The organism is Brevundimonas mediterranea (assembly GCF_014196125.1).
GTDB classification, from domain to species: Bacteria; Pseudomonadota; Alphaproteobacteria; order Caulobacterales; family Caulobacteraceae; genus Brevundimonas; species Brevundimonas mediterranea.
The window spans coordinates 441527-462968 of record NZ_JACIDA010000002.1; the positions used below are offsets into that span (position 1 = coordinate 441527).

Genomic DNA, 21442 nt, shown 5'->3' on the forward strand with positions numbered 1-21442 from the left:
TGAAGGAAAGACCTACCCTTCGAAACGGCCTTCCAAGATCTCGCCATAAAGCACCGCGTCAACATTGCCCCCGGACAGGACGATACCTGTGGTTCGCCCTTTCGTCTGGGACTTGCCGGAGAGCAAGGCCGCCAGGGAGACCGCCCCGCCCGGCTCGACGATCAGCTTCAGGTGACGGAAGGCGAACCGCACCGCCTCGGCCACCTCCGCATCCGAGACCGTGAGCGCACCCGCCAGCCGCCGATTGATCGGCCAGGTCAGTATGCCCGGCATCGGGGACATCAGGGCGTCGCAGATCGACGGCGGGCCCTCCGGATGACCGACCCGCTCCCCCGCCGCCAGAGACCGCGCGGTGTCGTCATAGGCCTCGGGCTCCACCACGATCACCTTCGTCTGCGGACTGCGTTCGGCCATGACCAGATTGATCCCGGCCATCAGCCCGCCGCCGGAGGCGCCGCACAAAAGCTGGTCCATCGGCGCATCAGCCTGGTCCAACATCTCCAGCGCCACCGTGCCCTGGCCCTCGATAATGAAGGGATCGTCGAACGGCGGGACCAGAACAGACCCCCGCTCGGCTGCTATTGCGGCGCCGATGGCCTCTCGGCTCTCGGTCCAGCGATCATAGAGCCGCACCTCGCCGCCGAATCCGATCACCCCCTCGACCTTCACCCGGGGCGAGTCGGACGGCATGACGATGATCGCCGACGTCCCGACCAAGGCGGCCGCGGCGGCCACGCCCTGGGCGTGATTGCCGGAAGAAAAGGCGACGACGCCGCGCGCCTTCTCCTCGGCGTTCAGTCGGCTGATGCGGTTGTAGGCCCCGCGAAACTTGAACGCTCCTGCCCGCTGCAGATTCTCGGCCTTCATCAGCACCCGCCCGCCGACCACTGCGTTCAGTGCGGGACTTTCGATCAACGGCGTGCGGACAGCGACGCCGTGGATCTGGCGGGCGGCGTCAAGGACGCCTTCAAAGCTGGGCAGGTGCGTCGTCATATGCTCCCCTTAGCCCAAGGACTGAGCGCCGCGTAAGGCGCCGATATGGAGAGAAACCGCTTGAGCCTGATCCTCGCCATCGACCAGGGCACGACCTCGACCCGCGCCATCGCCTTCGAAATTCGCGACCAGGGCCTTCGCCCCTTGGCTGTCAGCCAGATCGAACTGGCCCAGCATTTCCCCCAGTCCGGATGGGTCGAGCATGATGCGTCCGAGATCTGGTCCGCCGTGCTCCAAACCTGTCGTGAAGTGGTGCAGAAGGCCGGCGGCGTGGACCGTTTCGCCGCCGTGGGCCTCACCAACCAGCGCGAGACGGCGGTGATGTGGGACGCAGAGACCGGCGCACCCCTGCACCGCGCCATCGTCTGGCAGGACCGGCGCACCGCTCCCGTCACTGCGCGGCTGACCGCTGAAGGCCACGAGCCCGCCGTCCAGGCTGCGACCGGCCTGATCCTGGACCCCTATTTCTCGGCGACGAAGTTCGCCTGGCTGCTGAATTCCGTGCCGGGGGCGCGCGACCAAGCGATGCGGGGCGAGGTCAAGCTGGGCACGATCGACGCCTGGTTGATCTGGAAACTGACGGGCGGCCGGATCCACGCCACCGACGCCTCCAACGCCGCCCGCACCGCTCTGATGGACCTGAAGACGGTGGAATGGCGTGACGATCTGTGCGCCCTGTTCGCCGTACCCCGCGCCGCCCTGCCTGCCATTGTTCCTTGCGCGGGGGTGATCGGTGAGACGGAGCCCGGCCTGTTCGGCCGCGCCCTGCCCCTGGCCGGATCCGCTGGAGATCAGCAGGCGGCCCTCGTCGGGCACGGCGCGCTGAACCCCGGCGACGCCAAGATCACCTATGGCACCGGGGCCTTCCTGGTCGCCAATGTCGGGCCGGAACCCGTCGCCTCGACCCGTCGCCTGCTGGGCACGCTGGGCTATCAGGCCGCGGGCCAGACCGCCTATGCGCTGGAGGGTTCGATCTTTTCGGCCGGGTCGGCGATCCAGTGGCTGCGCGACGGGGTGAAGCTGATCTCGGAGTCCCGCCAGTCCGAAGCCATGGCTCAGGGCCTGGCCGACAACGGCGGCGTCTATATGGTGCCCGGTTTCACCGGCCTGGGCGCGCCCTGGTGGGAGCCCGAGGCGCGGGGCGCCGTGGTGGGGCTGACGCGGGATTCCGGCCCGGCCCATTTCGTCCGCGCGGCGCTGGAGGCCCTGGCCTATCAGACGCGGGACCTGCTGGACGCCCTGGCCCAGGACGGCGCTCCGCCGCTGAAGACGCTGAAGGTCGACGGTGGCGTCACGGCCAACAGTTTCGCCATGCAGTTCGTCGCCGACATCTGCGAGGTCGAGGTCGAACGCCCCGCCTTCCAGGAAATGACGGCCCTGGGCGCCGCCCGCCTCGCCGCCCTCGGCGTCGGACTTCTGCCCGATCTGCAGGCCCGCACGACCGAGGCCCCGGCCCGCTGGACGCCCCGCATGAAACCGGCCGAGCGCGACCGCCTGCTTTCCGGCTGGCGCCGCGCCGTAAAGGCCGCCATCATCGCCGCGCCGGACCGCGCATAAGACGCGGCCGGTGCAGGAAACAACAGGCCGCCCATGACCGACGCTACAATAGACGCCCAGACGGCTTTTTCCGGCACACGTGAGGTCGATCCCCGCTATCGTCTTGACGAAGAGGCTCTGAACGCCTGGATGGCCGGCCATGTCGCGGGCTACGTCGGTCCGCTGACGATGCGCCAGTTCAAGGGCGGCCAGTCGAACCCGACCTATGAGCTGACCACACCCGGCGCCGCCTATGTGTTGCGCCGCAAGCCGCCCGGCGTCCTGCTGCCTAGCGCCCATGCGGTGGACCGCGAATTCCAGGTCATCTCAGCCCTCGCCGCCCAGGGATTTCCAGTGGCCCGGCCGCACGCCCTGTGCATGGACCAGACCGTCATCGGCTCGATCTTCTATGTAATGGACAAGGTCGAGGGGCGGATCTTCTGGGACCTGAAGCTGCCCGGCCTTACGCCGGCGGAACGTCGAGCCGTCTATGAGGCCCAGACGGACGCCCTGGCCCGGCTGCACGCCTTCGATCCAGACGCCATCGGCCTGTCGGACTATGGCAAGGCCGGCAACTATTTCGCCCGCCAGGTCGGCCGCTGGACCAAACAGTATCGCGCTTCCGAGATCGAGCCGATCCCGGCCATGGATCGGCTGATCGCCTTCCTGCCGGACAGTCTGCCACCCGAGGGGCCCAGTCGCATCGTCCACGGCGACTTCCGGCTGGACAATCTGATTCTGGCTCCGGATGCGGCCGAGGTCCGGGCCGTGCTGGACTGGGAGCTGTCGACCCTGGGCGATCCAATGGCCGACTTCTCCTATCTGCTGATCGCCTGGGCCATTCCGGCGTCCCTGCGCAACGGCCTAGCCGGCGCCGACCTGAAGGCTCTGGGGATTCCCTCCGTCGAGGAAACGGTCGAACGCTATGCGGCGGCGACCGGGATGCGGCCCGCCAATCTGGACTGGCTGTACGCCTACAATCTGTTCCGACTGGCGGCCATCTGCCAGGGCATCGCCGGTCGCGTCCGCGACGGCACGGCGGCCAGCGCCCACGCCCGCACCATGGCCGCCCAGGTCGGGCCGCTCAGTGACGCGGCCTGGGGCTTTGCGAAGAAGGCGGGCGCCTAGAACCGCCCGGCCTGCCCTGCCGGCCCCTGCAGCTTTATCCGCTTCTGAGCCTCACGCGCCGAACGACCTGTTGCCGGCGACAGGCCCAAACTCCGTCAGTGCGTCCTGCCCGACGTCCCAGTAGGCGCGGCTCAATTTCTGACGGCGGCGCCCAGGATGCGACGATCCGTCTTGCCCTGGATCATCACCACCACGGCGTCGCCGCCATGCGTCTGGGGCAGATCAAACAGGACGGGCCGGCCCCGCCAGTCGCCGAGATTCACGATATCCCGCACCACATTGATGTGGCGTACGGTCTGCCCCCGGTTCTCGCCGCGGTTGACCTCGACCATTTGGGGGCCGGGCGTATAGGTGACGGCCAGCACCTCGGCGCCGCCCGACGGCGGGCGGCCCGAGCCGATCCCGACCTGATCGCCGGTCTCGCGGAACTCGATCTCAGGCGGCCAGATACGGCGGCTCGCCTCCTCGACGATAGCGGTTTCAAGCTCCAGTCCGCGCGCGCCGGACACCTGGCGGCGGCCGTCGATCACCACCTGGGGCGTGGACACGCCGCGTTGGCGCAAAGCGGCGCGATAGGCGCGCTGGCGCTGAACGAACTCGGGCCGGGCGAAGGTGTCGGTCCAACCCAGATAGTCCCAGTAGTCGACGCCATAGGTCAGGGCGATGACCCCCGGCTCGCCCGCCGCCCGCTCGACCACCGCATTCGCCTCGACGCAGCCGCCGCAGCCCTGGGCGGTGAACAGTTCGACCACCACCGGGGAGCCGGCCGTGGCGGCCGCGCGCACGGGCTGGCTCCGCGCCCCGACAGGCTGGGCGACCGACCCGACGGACAGCAAAACGCCCGTCATGACCGTCGCTGCGATGATCCAGACCCTGTTTCTCATGGCGACGTTCTTTAGCCCGCGCGGATGCGGCCGAGAGTCATAAGTGCGTGACCCGCAGCACGAGGCCTCAATCCATCAGCTGCTGGGACAGATAGACATAGTGGCGGGCCCAACGGCGGGCATTGGCCACCGGATCAGCGTCGTTGGAGTGACCGCCGGCCGTGTCTTCGTAATAGAGATGGTCGTGGCCCTGGTCGCCCAGACGGGCAGCGAACTTGCGCGCATGACCGGGGTGGACCCGGTCGTCGCGGGTGTTGGTGGTCAGATAGACGCGGGGATAGGCCACATCCGGCCGCAGCTGCTGATAGGCGGAATATCGGGCGATCCATTCGGCTTCTTCGGGGATGCGCGGGTCGCCGTATTCGCCGATCCAAGAGGCGCCGGCCGGTAGCTCGTGATAGCGCAGCATATCGACCAGCGGGCTCTCGATCACGGCCGCATTGAACAGTTCCGGGTGCTGGGTGATGGACACGCTTGTCAGAACCCCCCCGTTCGATCGGCCATAGATGCCCAGACGACGCGGGCTGGTGACGCCCCGCTGTTCCAGATCGCGCGCCACGGCGGCGAAGTCGTCGAAGGCCCGCTGGCGATTTCCGTCCAGGGCCGCCTGGTGCCAGTCGGGACCGAACTCGCCGCCGCCGCGGATATTGGCCTGAACGAAGACCCCGCCCCGCTCCAGCCACAGCTTACCCATCTCGGGCTTGTAGGCCGGGTTCAGACTGACCTGGAAGCCGCCGTAGCCCAGCATGATGGTCGGGTTCGACCCGTCCAGCTTCATGTCGCGCGGACGGGTGATGAAATAGGGGATCTTGGTCCCGTCGGTCGAGGTGGCCTCATATTGCTCCACCACATGGGTCGAGGCGTCGAATTTGGCCGGGGCGGATTTCAGTTCGGTCAGGGCGCCGGTGTCCATACTGGCGAGGCTGAGGGTCGGAGGCGTCAGGAACCCCTGGAAGGAGACAAAGGCCTCGCCGCGCGACTTGGAGGAGTCGCCCAGATTGACGGCCACATTGTCGGGCACGGCGATGGAGGCGCCGCTCCAGACCGGGCGATTGTCCCGCCCGAAGCTGAACTGGGTCAGGCGACCGGCGACATTGTCCGACAGGGTGGCCAGGACGGAATCGCTCATCACCGCGACCGACTGCAGCGATTGGCGCGGCCCTGGCGTGAAGATGGTCTCGGGATCGGTGTCGGGATAGAGGCCGCCGCTTCCGCGTTTCAGCTCATCCAGCGACACGGCCAGCAGCGAGCCCGCCGTCACCTCTCGCGCACCCCAGCGCCATGCCTCGTCGTTCGATACGACCAGCCGGTCGCCGATGACGCCATAAATCGACACCCGCGACGGCAGGGCCAGTTTCACCGTCGAACCGTCGTGGGCCATGGCCCAAGTCTCCGACCGGAAGGTGTCCAGCGGGCGGGTGATGATCACCGCCGTCACCTTGCCGTCCTTGTCGCGATAGACGGCCGGGCTGACCCCGTAGCCGCCGTCGCCCTGTTCGCCGCGATAGACCTCGACTGCCTGGGCCAGGGTCTGGCCGCGCTTCAACGTCTTGACGATGAAGGGATAACCGGACTCGGTCATGGTCCCGGCGCCGAAGTCGGTGGCGACCAGAAGCGTGTCGCGGTCCAGCCATTCGATGCGGTGCTTGCCCTCGGGAAGGCTGAAGCCGCCGTCCACGAACCGCTTGGTCGTCAGGTCGAACTCACGCACGACCACCGCATCCTTGCCGCCGTCGGACAGGTTGATCAGGCAGCGGGTCTCGTCGGGCGCCAGGCAGTCGGCGCCCTTGAACACCCAGTCCTTGCCCTCGGCCTTGGACAGGGCGTCGATGTCCAGCAGGGTCTCCCACTGCGGCGTCGCGGTGCGGTAGCTGTCCAGCGTCGTGCGGCGCCAGACGCCCTTGGGATTGGTCGCGTCCTGCCAGAAATTGCCGATTCCGTCGCCGAGGAAGGACGGGCCCGGGATCCGGTCGGTGGCGGTCAGGATCGCCTGGGCCTCGGCGCGGAAGGTCTCATAGCGGGGATCGCCGGTCAGGGCGGCCAGGGATTTGCGGTTCTCCTCCGCCACGAAGGCCATAGCCTCGGCCCCGTCCACCTGTTCCAGCGCCAGATGGTCATCGGCCGCCGCAACGCCGGCGGGCGTCAGGTCGCGGGGGAAGTGGGGCGGGCGGCTGTCGTTCGTCGAGACGACGATTTCGTCGGCGCCGCCGGTTGTGGCGGCTCCGGCGCAGGCTCCGAGCAGAAGGGCCGGAATGGCGGCAGACAGGATCAGATGACGCATGGCTTAAACTCTCCGCTCATCCCGGCGAAAGCCGGGACCCAGATCTTTGGGCGTTCGGCGGCGCCCATTCGTACTGAACTCGATCCCAGCCGCCGAACCTTGCGAAAGGACTGGGTCCCGGCTTTCGCCGGGATGAGCGGGAGAACTATTCCTGCGCCGGGGAATCCATCAGCCGCCGCGACAGATAGGTGTATTCCAGCGCCAGACGCCGCGCCGTCTCTTGTAGGTTCGCCCCGGCCGCATGGCCGCCGTCGGTGTTCTCGTAGAACAGGACCGGATAGCCCAGCTCTTCCAGACGCGCCGCCGCCTTGCGGGCGTGGCCCGGATGGACCCGGTCGTCCTTGGTCGAGGTGTGGATGAAGACCTCCGGATAGGGCTGGCCCGCCCGCAGGTTCTGATAGGGAGAATAGGCCTGGATCCAGGCGCGTTCTTCCGGAACGTCGGGATTGCCGTATTCCCCGATCCACGAGGCGCCGGCCAGCAGCTTGTGGAAGCGCAGCATGTCGAACAGGGGCACCTGGATGACGGCGGCGTTGATCAGGTCCGGCCGCTGGGTCAGCATCGCCCCCATGAACAGGCCGCCCTGCGAGCCGCCCATGATTCCCAGCTTCGGCTGGCTGGTGATGTCGCGGGAGATCAGGTCCAGAGCCACGGCCTGGAAGTCCTCGTGCGCCCGCTGGCGGTTCTGTTGCAGGGCCGCCTCATGCCAGCGGGGACCGAACTCGCCGCCGCCGCGCGTATTGGCGATGACATAGACCCCGCCCCGCTCCAGCCACAGCTTGCCGACCGTGGCCGAATAGCCGGGCAGCAGCGAACTTTCGAACCCGCCATAGCCGTACAGCAGCGTGGGGTTGGACCCGTCCAGCGGCATGTCCGCCTTATGGACCACGAAATAGGGGATCATCGTCCCGTCGGCCGAGCGGGCCTCGTGCTGGTCCACCGTCATGCCGGTCGCGTCGAACTTGGCCGGCATCGACTTGACCTGATCCACCGCGCCGGTCGCCGCATCGGCCAGCCACAGGCTGGACGGGTTCAGATAGCCGGTGACGCTGACGAAGACCTTGTCGTCGGTCTCCGACGCCGAGCCGACGCCGACCGAGACGTTCTGCGGCAGGTCCAGGGTGGAATCGGTCCACTCGCTGTCGCCGGGACGATAGACCCGCACCGAACCGCGCACATTGTCATACAGGGCGACGACCAGGGTGTTGCGCGTCGCATTGACCCCCTCGACCGCCTGACGCTCGGTCGGGCGCAGCACCAGCACGGCGGGCGTCGCCTGGTCTTCCAGCCAGGCGTCCAGCGGCCAGGCGATCAGGTCGCCGCTCTTGAAGTCCTGGCCCGACGGCGCGGTCCAGTCCTGCTTCAGCGACACCACCAGCTTGCCGGCGACCAGTCCGGTGATGTCCGACTTGGCCGGCAGGGCCAGTTTCACCACCGCCCCGTCGTCGGTCACGCGATAGGTCTCGGACGAATAGAAGTCGATCGACCGGTTGATCAGGGTCGCCTTCAGCACTCCGTCGGCGTCCCGCAGCGTATAGCCGGACACCGAGACGTCGGTCGGTTCGCCCATGAACAGGACATCGGCCTGATCCAGCGACTGACCGCGCATCATCCGCTTCACTATCATCGGATAGCCGGAGTTGGTCAGGGTGCCGACGCCGAAATCGCGCGAGATCAGCAGGGTGTCCCTGTTCAGCCAGGTCGCGCCGCCCTTGGACTCCGGCAGGAAGAAGCCGCCCTCGACGAAGCTGCGGGTCACACTGTCGAACTCGCGCAGGGTGACGGCGTCCTTGCCGCCGTTCGACAGGCTGATCAGGCAATAGCGTTCTTCGGGGGCCAGGCAGGTCGAACCCTTGTAGACCCAGTTGGCGCTCTCGGCCTCGGCCAGGGCGTCGATGTCCAGCACCGTCTCCCACTGGGGTTCGGCGGTCTTGTAGGAGTCCAGCGTGGTGCGCCGCCAGACGCCGCGCACATGCTCGGCGTCCTGCCAGAAATTGTCGATATGGCCGTCGTGGGTGAAGCCCGGCGACGGGATCCGGTCGCGCGCCTGAACGATGGTGAGCGCCTGCTGGTGCAGGGGCTCATAGCGCGGGTCGCCCTGCAGCACGCCCAGCGAATGAGCGTTGTGCGCCTTGACCCAGGCCATGGCCCGCTCGCCCTCGACGTCTTCGAGCCAGACATAGGGGTCGCTCGCCTCGCTGGTTGCGAAGGCGGGAGCGGAGGGGGCTGTTTGGGCCATGGATACCGACGTCAGGCTGGTGGAGGCGAGAAGAGCCGCGAGCACGGCGGCGGATGAGCGGATCATGGACAGTCCCCGGAATTGAAGACGGGCACCTTAACGGCGACCCGCCCTGCGGCAAGGCGACGAATCCGCCCTTACGGTTTTGTCATCTTTGTCTCAGCCCTCGTCGGGGATGCAGATCAGATTTCCGCAGGCCTTGCAGTGGACGGCGTCGGGGTCGTGGGTCTGAAGGCCGCATCGGTCGCAAGGAAACCGAACCTTGTGCGGCTTGATCAGAGCCTGGGCCAGACGCAGGAACAGGGTGATCCCCACCAGCATGATGGCGATGGACAGAAGCTTGCCCAGCGGCCCCGGCAGGGTGACGTCGCCGAACCCGGTCGTGGTCAGGGTCGCCACGGTGAAATAGAGGGCGTCGATATAGCCGCTGATCCCGTCATGCCCGCGGAAGGTCGCATAGACGAAGCCGGTCACGACAAAGACGAAGGTCACCAGACCCGAAAGCGCGCGCACGATCCCCTCGACCCGGGTGTCGTCGAACCGCGCACCCACCGTCCGCCAGAAGAAGTCGGAGTTCAGCAGGGTCCACAGCCGCAGCATCCGCAGGAAGCCGAGATTGAACAGCCAGGCCGGGAACAGCAGGGTCGCCAGAATAAACAGGTCCAGCCAGACAATCGGCCGTTTCAGCCAGTCCTTGATGTCGGAATAGGCGTAGGCCCGCGCCGCCAGATCGATCGCCAGCAGGGCGGCGATCAGATAGTCGAGCACATAGAAAGCCCAGCCCATGTTCTTCAGGATCGGCGCCGCCAGGAAGAAGGCGATGATGGCGAAGTCGATGACGATGACCGTCAACCGGAACTTCACCGCCGCCGGTTGGCCGCCGTGATACAGATATCTCAGCCGCGCACGCAGTCGCAGGCCGTCGTCCTTCGGGTCGGTTTGGGTCTGGGACACAGCGGTTTCCGGACGGCGGGGATGGGCCTATATGGCCTGCATGACCCGTCCTTTCGTCAAGATGAACGGCGCCGGCAATGACTTCATCGTCATCGACGCGCTGGAAACGCCGTTTCGCCCGACCGAGGACCAGATCCGCGCCCTGGCCGACCGCGCCTCGGGCGAGGGTTTCGACCAGCTGATCGCCATCGAGCCGTCCGAGACGGCCGACGCCTTCATGCGGGTGTGGAACGCCGACGGCTCGATGGTCGAGACCTGCGGCAACGCCCTGCGCTGCGTCGGCTGGCTGCTGATGGAGGCGAAGGGAACGGACCGCGTCGTCATCGACACCGCCGCCGGCCCCACCACCGCCGCCCGCGCCGGCGACCGCCAGGTGACGGTCGACATGGGCAAGCCCCGGCTAGACTGGACCCAGGTGCCCTTGGCCGAGGAGATGGACACGCGCGGCATCGAGCTTCAGGTCGGCCCCATCGACGCACCGCTGCTGCACACGCCCGGCGCCGTCTCCATGGGCAATCCTCACGTCGTCTTCTTCACCGACCGCCAGGACGACGGCTTCGTCACCGGATCCGGCTCCCTGGTCGAACATCACCCGCTGTTTCCCCAAGGGGTCAATGTCGGCTTCGCCCATGTGCTGAACCGCGACCATATCCGTCTGCGCGTCTGGGAACGCGGCGCGGGACTGACCAAGGCCTGCGGCACCGGCGCCTGCGCGGCCCAGGTCGCGGCGGCCCGGCGCGGCCTGACGGATCGCAAGGCCACCGTCGTCGTCGATGGCGGCGAACTGGTCATCGACTGGGACCCGGCGACCGACCATGTCCTGATGACCGGCCCGGTCGAGATCGAACGCACGGGCGCGCTGACCTTCTAGGCGGCGCTGCCGGTTGACGCTGACGCGAACGGAAGCTTCGGAACAGGTCTGTACGCCTTACGGGGGGTCAAGGCTTGGCGCGGCCCTTCCCACGCTCTAGGACACGAACGGTTACAGCCCCGCCGACGCCCTGGACGCCCCCGATGCCCGATCAAACCGAAAAACAGACCTTCTCCGATCAGGAGGCGCTGGACTTCCACCTCTTCCCGACCCCGGGCAAGATCTCCATGGCCCCGACCAAGCCGATGGCGACCCAGCGTGACCTGTCGCTGGCCTATTCGCCGGGCGTGGCCGTGCCGGTCCTGGCCATCGCCGCCGATGCGGACAAGGCCTACGAATACACGTCCAAGGGCAATCTGGTCGCCGTCATCTCGAACGGCACCGCCATCCTGGGCCTGGGCAATCTGGGCCACATGGCCTCCAAGCCGGTGATGGAGGGCAAGTCGGTCCTGTTCAAACGGTTCGCTGACGTCGACAGCTTCGACGTCGAGGTCAAGACCACGGATCCGGACGAGTTCATCACCGTCGTCAAGAACATCGGCGACACCTGGGGCGGGATCAATCTGGAGGACATCAAGTCCCCCGAGTGTTTCGTCATCGAGAGCGAGCTTCAGGACCTGCTGGACATCCCCGTCTTCCATGACGACCAGCACGGCACGGCCATCATCTCGACCGCCGGCCTGATCAACGCCTGCCACGTTGCCGGAAAACGGCTGGACGAGGTCAAGGTGGTGCTGTCGGGCGCGGGCGCCGCCGGCCTGTCCTCGATCGCCCTGATGAAGGCCGCCGGGGTCAAGGCCGAGAACACCGTCATCTGCGACAGGGACGGCGTCGTCTATCAGGGCCGCGAACACGGCATGGACCAGTGGAAGGCCGCCCACGCCACCAACACCCCCCTGCGCACCATGGCCGAGGCCATGGTCGGGGCCGATGTCGTCCTGGGTCTGTCGGCCAAGGGCGCGATCACCAAGGAGATGGTGGCCTCCATGGCCCCCAATCCGATCATCTTCGCCATGGCCAACCCCGATCCCGAGATCACGCCGGAAGACGTCAAGTCGGTGCGGTCTGACGCCATCATCGCCACCGGCCGTTCGGACTATGTGAACCAGGTCAACAACGTCCTGGCCTTCCCCTATTTGTTCCGGGGCGCCCTGGACGTGCGGGCGCGCCGGGTGAACCACGAGATGAAGGTCGCCTGCGCCCAGGCCCTGGCCGCCCTGGCCCGCGAGGATGTGCCGGACGAGGTCGCCGCCGCCTATCGCGGCCGCAAGCTGAAGTTCGGCCCCGACTATATCATCCCCACCCCGTTCGACCCGCGCCTGATCTGGTACATCCCGCCCTTCATCGCCCAGGCGGCGATGGATACCGGCGTGGCCCGGGTCCAGATCGAGGACATGGACGTTTATCGCAACGCCCTGCGTTCGCGCGTCGATCCGTCCGCCGCCCTGATGCAGAAGATCAGCTCGGCCGTGCGCGGCGGACCGAACAAGCGGGTCGTCTTCGCCGAGGGTGAAGAACTGGCCGTCATCCGCGCCGCCTGGGGCTTCAAACAGGCCGATCTGGGCACCCCCATCCTGGTCGGTCGCGAGGATCTGATCCGTCAGAACGCCGCCGAGGCCGGTCTGAACTTCGACGACCTGGGCATAGAGATCACCAACGCCCGCGTTTCCGAACACAATGTCGAGGACACCGACTGGTTGTACGAGAAGCTGCAACGCCGGGGCTATCTGCGCCGCGACGTGGCGCGGATGATCAACCAGGACCGCAACTATTTCGCCGCCACCCTGGTCGCCAAGGGCCGGGCCGACGCCATGGTCGCCGGCGTGACCCGCAACTTCAACATGGCCCTGAAAGAGGTCCAGCGCGTGCTGGACGTCGAGGACACCCTGATCGGCCTGTCGATCCTGCTGGCCAAGGGCCGGACCCTGTTCGTGGCCGACACCTCCATCCACGAACTGCCGGATGCGGCGGAACTGGCCGACATCGCCATCAAGGCGGCCGAGACGGTGCGCAAACTGGGCCGCAATCCCCGCGTGGCCTTCCTCAGCTATTCCACCTTCGGCAATCCCCCCGGCGACCGCGCCGAAAAGGTGCGCGAGGCCATCCGCATCCTGGACAAGCAGGGCGTCGATTTCGAATACGAGGGCGAAATGCCGCCCGAGGTCGCCCTGGATCCCAAGGGTCACCCGGCCTACGCCTTCAACCGCCTGACCAAGCCGGCCAACGTCCTGGTCATGCCCGCCATTCATTCAGCCGCCATCTCGACCAAGCTGGTCCAGGCCCTGGGCGGCGCCACGGTGATCGGCCCGCTTCTGGTCGGGCTGGAGAAGCCGGTTCAGATCGTCTCCCTGGGCGCTTCGGTCAGCGAGATCATCACGGCCGCCACCTTCGCCGCCTATGACGCCGGTCCCGCCTTCCAGGGTTCGGGCCTGACCTCGGCGCCGCGCCCGCCTGCAGCAGCGGTCGAAAAGCCGAGCACTGCGGTGCCGCCCACCGTCTGATCATGAGCGAACCCGGCCCCTTCCCGCCCATCGCCCCCCCGCCCCGGCGGGTGGAGCCGGGTCTCTATCTGGTGGCGACGCCGATCGGGAACCTGCGCGACATGACGCTCAGGGCGCTGGACGTCCTGGCCGCCGCCGACCTGGTCCTGGCCGAGGACACCCGCGTCACCGCCAAGCTCCTGACCGCCTATGGGCTTAAGGCCAAGCTGGAACGCTGCGACGACCACGCCTCGAGCCGCGCCGCCGAACTTGCCATCGAACGGCTGAGGAACGGCGAGGTCGTGGCCCTGGTGTCCGACGCCGGCACGCCCCTGGTTTCCGACCCCGGCTTCGTCGTCGCCCGCGCGGTGATCGCCGAGGGCCTGCCGGTCCACCCGATCCCCGGCCCGTCCAGCCTGCTGGCCGCCCTGTGCATCGCCGGCCTGCCCGCCGACCGGGTCCTGTTCGCCGGTTTCCTGCCGCCCAGGACCGCCGGCCGCAAGTCGATGCTGGAAGACCTGAAAAGCCAGCGCCAGACCCTGGTCTTCTTCGAGAGCGGGCCGCGTCTGCGCGACAGTCTGACGGACATGGCCGCCGTCCTGGGTCCGCGCCCCGCCGCCGTGGCCCGCGAACTGACGAAACTGTTCGAGGAATGCGTGCGCGGCACGCTGGACGAACTGGCTGTTCATCCCAAACTCGACGGCCCCAAGGGCGAGATCGTCGTGGTGGTCGGTCCCGGCGAAGCCGAGGTCGCCTCGGCTGCCGATGCCGATGCGGCCCTGGCCGAGGCCCTGACCCGTCTGGCGCCCGGCGAAGCGGCGTCCGAGGTGTCGCGCGCCCTGGACCTGCCCCGCAAGCCTCTTTACCGCCGGGCTCTGGAGCTCCAGGGCAAGTGAACGCCCGCCTGCCCCGCCCGGCGCCGCAGCGACGCCCCAAGGCGGCGTGGCGTCAGGCCAGGGGCGGCGCCGCCTTCAAGGCCGGCCACGCGGCGGAATGGGTCGCCGCCCTGTGGCTGATGCTCAAGGGCTATCAGGTGCTGGGTTTCCGCCTGAAGACCCGCTCGGGCGAGATCGACTTGCTGGCCCGACGCGGCCGGATTCTGGCCGTGGTCGAGGTCAAGCGGCGCACCACCCTGAACGCCGCGCTCCTGGCTCTGAAGCCGGCCCAGCATGATCGACTGATCGCGGCGGGCGAGGCCGTCCGGCGCAATCGGCCGGCCCTGCAACCTCTTGATTTGAGAATTGATATGGTGGCGCTGGCTCCTGGCCGGTTTCCGCGTCATCTTCGCGGCGTCCAGAGACACGGCGGGGGCTGAAAGGATCGCATGACGCGGGAGAAGGCCGAGGCCATCCTGACGTCGGCCGGAGCGGCCGGCGACGACGGCTTCCCGCTGCTGGAGGCCGCGATCGCCTGCGCCATCCACGACGACCCGTTGCGCGACGCCGGGCCCGTCCGCACACTGGCCCACGGCGCCTGCGAACGGCTGAAGGAACGGATCGGCGCAGAAGGCCCCGACGACGCTCTGTCCGAGACCATGGCGGCCGATCTGCGGCTGAACGGCGACCTGCTGCACTACGACCACCCCGACAATACCGACATCATCGCAGTCGCCGAGCGTCGGCGCGGTCTGTCGGCGGCGCTTGCGGTCTTTTATCTGCACGCGGCCAAGGCGGCGGGACTCAAGGCAGCCGGCGTCGATTTTCCGGGCCATTTCCTGGTGCGGGTCGAGACCGGCGAAGGGCCCGTGGCTCTGGACCCCTTCAGTCAGGGGCGGCTGGTCATGCCCAGCGAACTAACCCGGCGCGCCCTGCGAGCCGGCTTGACGCCGCATGTCGCCGACCGTCTGGACATACTGATGGCGCCGGTGACCGACCGCCAGACCCTGATCCGGCTGCAGAACATGCTGTTCAGCCGCGCCATTCACGCCCGCGACTATGACGCCGCTGAACGCTCAGCCCTACGCCGCGCCCTGCTCGACCCTGACGACCACCGGCCCTGGCTGGACGTCGCCGCCGCGCGCGAGAAACAGGGCGCCCTGACCGGCTCGCTCCAGGCCCTGTCGCGCGCCCACGGTCTGGACGGTGTCGAGGAGGCGCGGCGCAGTTCGACCTTCGAACGCGTGCGGCTGCAGCTGAACTAGACCGTCTCGCCGCGCAGCAGCTTCGGCAAATCCCCGGTCGCCCCGCCGGCCTCCTGCATGAAGGCCCGGCGCAAGGGTCCGATACGGTTCACCGCCGCCATGCCGAGGTCGCGCGCGATCCGCACCGGGGCGATGTCGTTGGAGAACAGCCGCACGAAGGCGTCGAACCCCGCCGCCAGGGCCGCCGTGTCGAACCGGCGCCAGCGGGCGTAGCGTTCCAGAACTGTCTCGGCGCCCAAGTCTTCGCCCAGACGCGCGGCCTCGGCCAGCACTTCAGCCAGGGCGGCGGCGTCCTTCAGCCCCATGTTCAGGCCCTGACCCGCCACCGGATGCACGCCGTGAGCCGCGTCGCCGATCAGGGCGATGCGCGGCGCGACGATCCGCTCGGCCAGGCTGAGCGACAGCGGATAGACAAAACGCGGCCCCTCGACCGAAACCCCCTCCAGAAAATCGCCGAAACGCCGCATCAGATGGGCGTGGAACGCCGGGTGCGACGCGTCGCGCAAGGCCTCGCCCCGCCGCGTCGTCTCGGTCCAGACGAGGCTGGCGCGCTGGTCCGTCAGCGGCAGGATCGCAAAGGGGCCGCTGGGCAGGAAATATTCATGGGCGACATTGCCGTGGTCGCGGCCCAGCCGCACCGTGGCCACCACGCCGCTCTGACCATAGCTCCAGCCGACCGTCTCGATCCCGGCGGCGCGCCGCACGGTCGAACCCCGGCCTTCCGCCCCCACCACCAGAGGCGCGATCAGGGTCGCGCCGTCCGCCAGGGTCACGGTCGCCTTGCCGGCGTCGGTTTCGACCCGGACGACCGAGGCCGGCGCCTGTACTTCGATCCCCGCCGCCGTCACCGCCTCGGCCAGGGCCACGCGGATGCGGCGGTTTTCGACCATATAGCCCAGCGGCTCGCCGCCGGTGCGGCCGCCGATCTCGTCGGCGTCGAACCGCAGGAAGGCCGGCGAGGCCGACCGGCTGGCCGCGCCCGGCCGACGGCCGTCGGTCACCAGGATATGGTCCATCCGGCAGGCGTGGGGCCGCAGGGACTGGCCCAGGCCCAGGGCGTCCAACATGCGGAAGGTCGAAAAGGCCACGGCCGTCGAACGGCCGTCGAACGTCGGCGCAAGTTGTGCGCTGAACGGCTGCGGATCGACCAGGACCACCTTCAACCCGGCCTGGGCCGCCGCCAGGGCGAACGCCGCCCCGCTCAACCCCGCGCCGGCGATGATGATGTCGTAGCGATCGGTGTGTGCCATGGCAGGCTTGTCGCGCCCGAAGGCCGAAACGTCCATACGGGAAATCGTCACAGCGCCGACGAGCCTTGACCTCGGTCAAGGCTTTCGCCGGACGACTGCCCCACGGATAGCGCGGCAGGAGGCCAGGATGAACAGACGACGGATTCTGATCGGCGCCGGCGCGACGCTCGCCCTGGGCGCGGCGGGCGGCGTCGCTTGGCGGACATCCACAGGATCAGGCGGCGACTACGACCGTCTCACGGCCCGGTTTCGCGCCCCCCTGACGGACGCGCCCCCCGTGACTGAACTGGTCCGCTACGCCGCCCTGGCGGCCAGCGGTCACAACACCCAACCCTGGCGCTTTCGCCTCTCCGACGGCGCCGTCGACATCCTGCCCGACCTGACCCGCCGGACGCCGGCGGTCGATCCCGATGACCACCATCTGTTCGTCAGCCTGGGCTGTGCGGCCGAGAATTTGCGCATCGCCGCCGCCGCGACCGGCCGCCCCGGCGAACTGGCTTTGGGCGCCGACGGACGCAGCCTGCGCTACAGCTTCACCTCCGGAGCCGCCCAACCGGATTCCCTGTTCGCCGCCATTCCAGCTCGACGCTCCAGCCGCACCATCTATGACGGTCATCCCATACCGCCGAGCGCGCTGGCCCGACTGCGTCAGGCGACCACGGCGCCCGGCGTCGCCTTTCATTTTCTGACCGACCGGCCCAGCCTGGATCGCGTCCGCGAACTGGTGGTCGCCGGCAACACCGCCCAGATGGCCGATCCCGCCTTCATGGCAGAGCTGAAACATTGGCTGCGCTTCAATCCCCGCGCGGCCCTGCGCCAGGGCGACGGCCTGTTTTCGGCGTCCAGCGGCAGTCCCGTCCTGCCCGATAGCCTGGGCCTGCTCGCTTTCGACCGGTTCTTTACAGTCGCGAGCGAAAACACCCGCTATGAGGCCCAGATCGCCTCGTCCGCCGCCGTGGCCGTCTTCGTGGCGGAACGATCCGATCCGGCCCATTGGATCGCTGTCGGCCGGGCCTGCCAGCGGCTGATGCTGGCTGCGACGAGCCTGGGTCTGCGCCACGCCTTCGTCAATCAGCCGGTCGAGGTCGCGGCCCTGCGCCCGGAACTGGCCGCCCTGGTCGGCGAGGGCGACAAACGCCCGAACCTGGTGCTGCGGCTCGGCTATGGTCCGACCCTGCCTCTGTCCGCGCGCCGCTCTGTCGAGGCGGTGATCGTCTGACGGCTTGGGGCGGCTGGTAAACAACCTCTTAACCCTGACGGTGCGACAAGGGCGGTCGAACGTCAGCCGCCCGGAAGGTCACGCCTTTCATGTCCACCGCCCTCGCCGTCGGCCGTCAGGCCTGGATCAGCGCCCGCATCCTGTGGGGCGCGCCCTTTGTTGTGCGGTTCCGAGGCGTGCTTCAGGCCCTGCTGGCCACCCTGTTGATGGTCGCCCTGATCTCGTGGAACCCGGCCGACGCCAGCCTGAACGCCGCCTCCAGCCTGCCGACCACCAACTGGCTGGGCGCCAATGGCGCTTTGTTCGCCGATCTGTTCATGCAGTCGCTGGGTCTGGCCGCCTGGCCCGCCGCCCTGCTGCTGGTCGCCTTTGGTCTGGCCCGTGCGGTCGGCGACGCCATCCAGCAGCGGTTGAAGCCGACGCCGCTGAAGGCCCTGGCCGCGACGGGCGGGGTGCTGCTGCTGTCCGGCGCCCTCGCCGCCCTGGCCGCGCCCGCCGCCTGGCCCCTGGCCGCCGGACTGGGCGGTCTGTGGGGCGACGCCTTCACAGGTCTGACGGCCCAGGGCCTAGGCGCCCTGCGCATTCCCGGCGGACGGATCATCGCCGGTCTGGTCTTCCTGATCGGCGGCCTGTGGCTGACCGGTTTCGCCATCGGCCTGCGAGCCATGGATTTTGTAGACGCCCTGCACTGGGGCCGGTCGCTGCGTCGTCCGCCCGCCCCCCCCGCCCCTGCGGTCAAGACGCCCCGCCCCCGCGCCGCGGCCAAGCCCAAAGCCGAACCTCGCGCCGCCGCAAGCCTCGACGAGGTCGCGACGGACTCCGGTTCGGCCGACGCCCCCCAGACCGCCTATGACGACCTGCCCCCGTGGGAAGACGAACCGGCTCAGGCGGCGCCCCGCCCCTCGGCCGCCCGGCCGATCGAGCCCCGCGTCGCTGCGCCCAAGGCGCCCAAGGCCCGCAAGGACGACACAGACCAGCAGGCCTTCGACTTCGTTCGGCCAGAAGGCGCCTTCGACCTGCCGCCCCTGGGCATACTGACCAAGCCGGCCCAGCGCGTCGCCTCGGTGGACGAGCACTCGCTGAAGCAGAACGCCAAGATGCTGGAAGGCGTGCTGCAGGAGTTCGGCGTGCGCGGCGTGATCGACCAGATCCGCCCTGGCCCCGTCGTCACCCTGTACGAACTGGTCCCCGCCCCTGGGGTGAAACACGGCCGCGTCGTGGCCCTGGCCGACGACATCGCCCGGTCCATGTCCGCGCGCGCCTGCCGCATCTCGGTGGTCCAGGGCCGCAACGCCATCGGCATCGAACTGCCCAACGCCAAGCGCGAGACCGTCTATCTGCGCGACCTGCTGTCCAGCGCCGAATACGACAAGAAGGGCCATCTGCTGCCCCTGGCCCTGGGCGAGACCATCGGCGGCGAACCCTATGTCGCCGACCTGGCCCGCATGCCCCACCTGCTGATCGCGGGCACCACCGGTTCGGGCAAGTCGGTGGGGGTCAACGCCATGATCCTGTCGATCCTCTATCGCCACAGCCCGGCCGAATGCCGCTTCATCATGATCGACCCCAAGATGCTGGAGCTGTCGGTCTATGACGGCATCCCGCACCTGCTGGCGCCGGTCGTCACCGATCCGAAAAAGGCCGTCGTCGCCCTGAAATGGACGGTGCGTGAGATGGAGGATCGCTACCGCCGCATGTCCAAGCTGGGCGTGCGCAACATCGCCTCCTACAACGAACGCGCCCGCGAGGCTCAGGCCAAGGGCGAGCATTTCGAACGCACGGTCCAGACCGGTTTCGACGAGCAGGGGCGCCCGGTCTATGAGTCCGAGAAGATCCGGCCCGAGCCCCTGCCCTTCCTGGTCGTGGTCATGGACGAAATGGCAGACCTGATGCTGGTCGCCGGCAAGGACGTCGAGGGCGCGGTCCAGCGCCTGGCCCAGATGGCCCGCGCCGCCGGCATCCACCTGATCATGGCCACGCAACGCCCGTCGGTCGACGTCATCACCGGCACCATCAAGGCCAACTTCCCGACCCGGATCTCCTTCCAGGTCACGTCCAAGATCGACAGCCGCACCATCCTGGGCGAACAGGGCGGCGAACAGCTGCTGGGCCAGGGCGACATGCTCTATATGGCCGGCGGCGGACGGATCACCCGCCTGCACGGCCCCTTCGTCGACGACAAGGAGGTCGAGGACGTCTGCAAACACCTGAAGGCCCAGGCCGAGCCCGACTATCTGGACCTGATCACCGACGAACCGGACGGCGACGCGGACGGGGCCATGGACGACGGCGGCGGCGGCTCCGGCGACGACCTCTATGATCGCGCCGTGGCCGTGGTCACCCGCGACCGCAAGGCCTCGACCAGTTACGTCCAGCGCCGGCTGCAGATCGGCTACAACCGCGCCGCCTCCCTGATCGAACGGATGGAGCAGGAAGGCGTGGTCAGCCCCGCCAACCACGCCGGCAAGCGCGATGTCCTGGCCGGCCCGCCGCCAATAGCGTGACGCCGCTTCGGAACAGGTGGCGTCCAGGCCCGTTACCCCTCCCGCTGCCGTCGCAAGCTTCAGCATTTCGATGAACAGGGCTTCATCGGAGCGCCGGAATATGGTCAGGCTCGCGTCATTCCGACGCCAAGCCGACCGGGCAAGATGGCAGGATCGACAACCGTCCCGAACGGGAGACTGACTTCATGACCGCCCACGCCAAGACCCTCGCCATCGCCCCTGCCGATCCCCAGCGCCGTCGGCTGTTGTTGGGCGCGGGCCTTCTGACCGGCTTCGCGGCGCTCGGCGTCTTCGATACGGCCCAGGCCCAGTCCAACCTGTCCGCCGACGACCGCGCCGTGGTGCAGCAGGCTCAAGCCTATCTGCAGGCCCTGACCTCGGCCCAGGGGACCTTCGTCGAGACGGGTCCCGGCGGTCAGCGTCGTGAAGGCCGTTTCTATTTGCAGCGTCCGGGCAAGATGCGGTTCGAATACACCAATCCCGCCGGTCTTCTGGTCGTGTCGGACGGCTACAACGTCAAACGCTATGACCCGCGCCTGAACAACTTCCAGCAGGTGCCGCTGGGCCGCACGCCCCTGTCCACCTTCCTGGCGCGCAATGTCCGTCTGGACCAGGGCGTCCGCATCGACCGTGTGACGCGGATGAGCTCCGGCGCCTTTGCGATCACGGCGCGGGATTCCGGTCGTCCCAACGACGGTGCAGTCGTTCTGGCCTTCGCCGGCGATCCGATGCGGCTGCACGAATGGACCATCACGGACGCACAGGGCGCCCGCACCCGCACCCAGCTGACAGCGCTTCAGCCGGCCTCGAACCTGGCTTCCAGCCTGTTCCAGTTGCGGGATCCGACCCGCCGCCCGGGCCGCAACTGAGTCTGACTTCAAGGATCAACGCTATCCGTCCGTTGCCGGATAATCACAGCCAAACATCAAATATGACAATTTGACCTTTTCTTTTTGCCGTGAC

At 68.2% G+C, this 21442-nt stretch carries 16 protein-coding genes; 10 read left to right on the plus strand and 6 right to left on the minus strand.

Annotated elements, in window-relative coordinates:
* Positions 1–12 precede the first annotated feature (12 nt).
* On the minus strand, positions 13–993 hold the full coding sequence (locus GGR11_RS11000; protein ID WP_183196960.1) for a threonine ammonia-lyase: 981 nt from the start codon (positions 991–993) through the stop codon (positions 13–15).
* A 45-nt stretch (positions 994–1038) separates the two neighbouring features.
* On the opposite strand from GGR11_RS11000, the gene glpK reads away from it, so the two are divergent.
* The gene (gene glpK, locus GGR11_RS11005; protein ID WP_183196961.1) at positions 1039–2550 is read left to right on the plus strand and encodes a glycerol kinase GlpK; all 1512 of its coding nucleotides are present in this window, start codon (positions 1039–1041) and stop codon (positions 2548–2550) included.
* A gap of 33 nt (positions 2551–2583) precedes the next feature.
* On the plus strand, positions 2584–3657 hold the full coding sequence (locus tag GGR11_RS11010; protein ID WP_183196962.1) for a phosphotransferase family protein: 1074 nt from the start codon (positions 2584–2586) through the stop codon (positions 3655–3657).
* A 131-nt stretch (positions 3658–3788) separates the two neighbouring features.
* On the opposite strand, the gene GGR11_RS11015 is transcribed toward GGR11_RS11010, so the two are convergent.
* The 4 genes from GGR11_RS11015 to GGR11_RS11030 all read right to left on the minus strand — a co-directional run bounded on the left by GGR11_RS11015 (position 3789) and on the right by GGR11_RS11030 (position 10015).
* Positions 3789–4541, minus strand: coding sequence for a DUF1223 domain-containing protein (locus GGR11_RS11015; protein ID WP_183196964.1), 753 nt, complete (start codon positions 4539–4541; stop codon positions 3789–3791).
* A gap of 67 nt (positions 4542–4608) precedes the next feature.
* Positions 4609–6822, minus strand: coding sequence for a prolyl oligopeptidase family serine peptidase (locus tag GGR11_RS11020; protein ID WP_183196966.1), 2214 nt, complete (start codon positions 6820–6822; stop codon positions 4609–4611).
* 145 nt (positions 6823–6967) lie between these two features.
* Positions 6968–9127: a prolyl oligopeptidase family serine peptidase gene (locus GGR11_RS11025; RefSeq protein WP_183196968.1), complete on the minus strand. Its 2160-nt coding sequence runs from the start codon at positions 9125–9127 to the stop codon at positions 6968–6970.
* Positions 9128–9220: 93 nt separating this feature from the next.
* Positions 9221–10015, minus strand: coding sequence for a potassium channel family protein (locus tag GGR11_RS11030; RefSeq protein ID WP_183196970.1), 795 nt, complete (start codon positions 10013–10015; stop codon positions 9221–9223).
* A gap of 40 nt (positions 10016–10055) precedes the next feature.
* On the opposite strand from GGR11_RS11030, the gene dapF reads away from it, so the two are divergent.
* The 5 genes from dapF to GGR11_RS11055 all read left to right on the plus strand — a co-directional run bounded on the left by dapF (position 10056) and on the right by GGR11_RS11055 (position 15506).
* Positions 10056–10886, plus strand: coding sequence for a diaminopimelate epimerase (dapF, locus tag GGR11_RS11035; RefSeq protein ID WP_183196972.1), 831 nt, complete (start codon positions 10056–10058; stop codon positions 10884–10886).
* Positions 10887–11029: 143 nt separating this feature from the next.
* Positions 11030–13387, plus strand: coding sequence for an NADP-dependent malic enzyme (locus GGR11_RS11040; RefSeq protein WP_183196974.1), 2358 nt, complete (start codon positions 11030–11032; stop codon positions 13385–13387).
* Between the two features lie 2 nt (positions 13388–13389).
* The gene (gene rsmI, locus GGR11_RS11045) at positions 13390–14262 is read left to right on the plus strand and encodes a 16S rRNA (cytidine(1402)-2'-O)-methyltransferase (protein WP_183196976.1); all 873 of its coding nucleotides are present in this window, start codon (positions 13390–13392) and stop codon (positions 14260–14262) included.
* Complete coding sequence (locus GGR11_RS11050) at positions 14259–14681, plus strand: YraN family protein (RefSeq protein WP_183196978.1); 423 nt, start codon at positions 14259–14261, stop codon at positions 14679–14681. The genes rsmI and GGR11_RS11050 overlap by 4 nt, the downstream gene beginning before the upstream one ends.
* Positions 14682–14690: 9 nt before the next feature.
* Complete coding sequence (locus GGR11_RS11055) at positions 14691–15506, plus strand: transglutaminase family protein (RefSeq protein WP_183196980.1); 816 nt, start codon at positions 14691–14693, stop codon at positions 15504–15506.
* Here the strand turns inward: GGR11_RS11055 and GGR11_RS11060 are convergent.
* A complete protein-coding gene (locus GGR11_RS11060; protein ID WP_183196982.1) occupies positions 15503–16756 on the minus strand; it encodes a UbiH/UbiF/VisC/COQ6 family ubiquinone biosynthesis hydroxylase in 1254 nt (417 codons plus the stop codon). The two genes, GGR11_RS11055 and GGR11_RS11060, sit on opposite strands and share 4 nt — an antisense overlap.
* A gap of 127 nt (positions 16757–16883) precedes the next feature.
* Here GGR11_RS11060 and GGR11_RS11065 point away from each other — a divergent pair, with 127 nt between their 5' ends.
* The 3 genes from GGR11_RS11065 to GGR11_RS11075 all read left to right on the plus strand — a co-directional run bounded on the left by GGR11_RS11065 (position 16884) and on the right by GGR11_RS11075 (position 21348).
* The gene (locus GGR11_RS11065; protein WP_183196983.1) at positions 16884–17975 is read left to right on the plus strand and encodes an Acg family FMN-binding oxidoreductase; all 1092 of its coding nucleotides are present in this window, start codon (positions 16884–16886) and stop codon (positions 17973–17975) included.
* An 89-nt stretch (positions 17976–18064) separates the two neighbouring features.
* Positions 18065–20479, plus strand: coding sequence for an FtsK/SpoIIIE family DNA translocase (locus GGR11_RS11070; RefSeq protein WP_183196985.1), 2415 nt, complete (start codon positions 18065–18067; stop codon positions 20477–20479).
* Between the two features lie 185 nt (positions 20480–20664).
* Positions 20665–21348, plus strand: coding sequence for a LolA family protein (locus GGR11_RS11075; protein WP_183196987.1), 684 nt, complete (start codon positions 20665–20667; stop codon positions 21346–21348).
* The last annotated feature ends 94 nt before the right edge of the window (positions 21349–21442 follow it).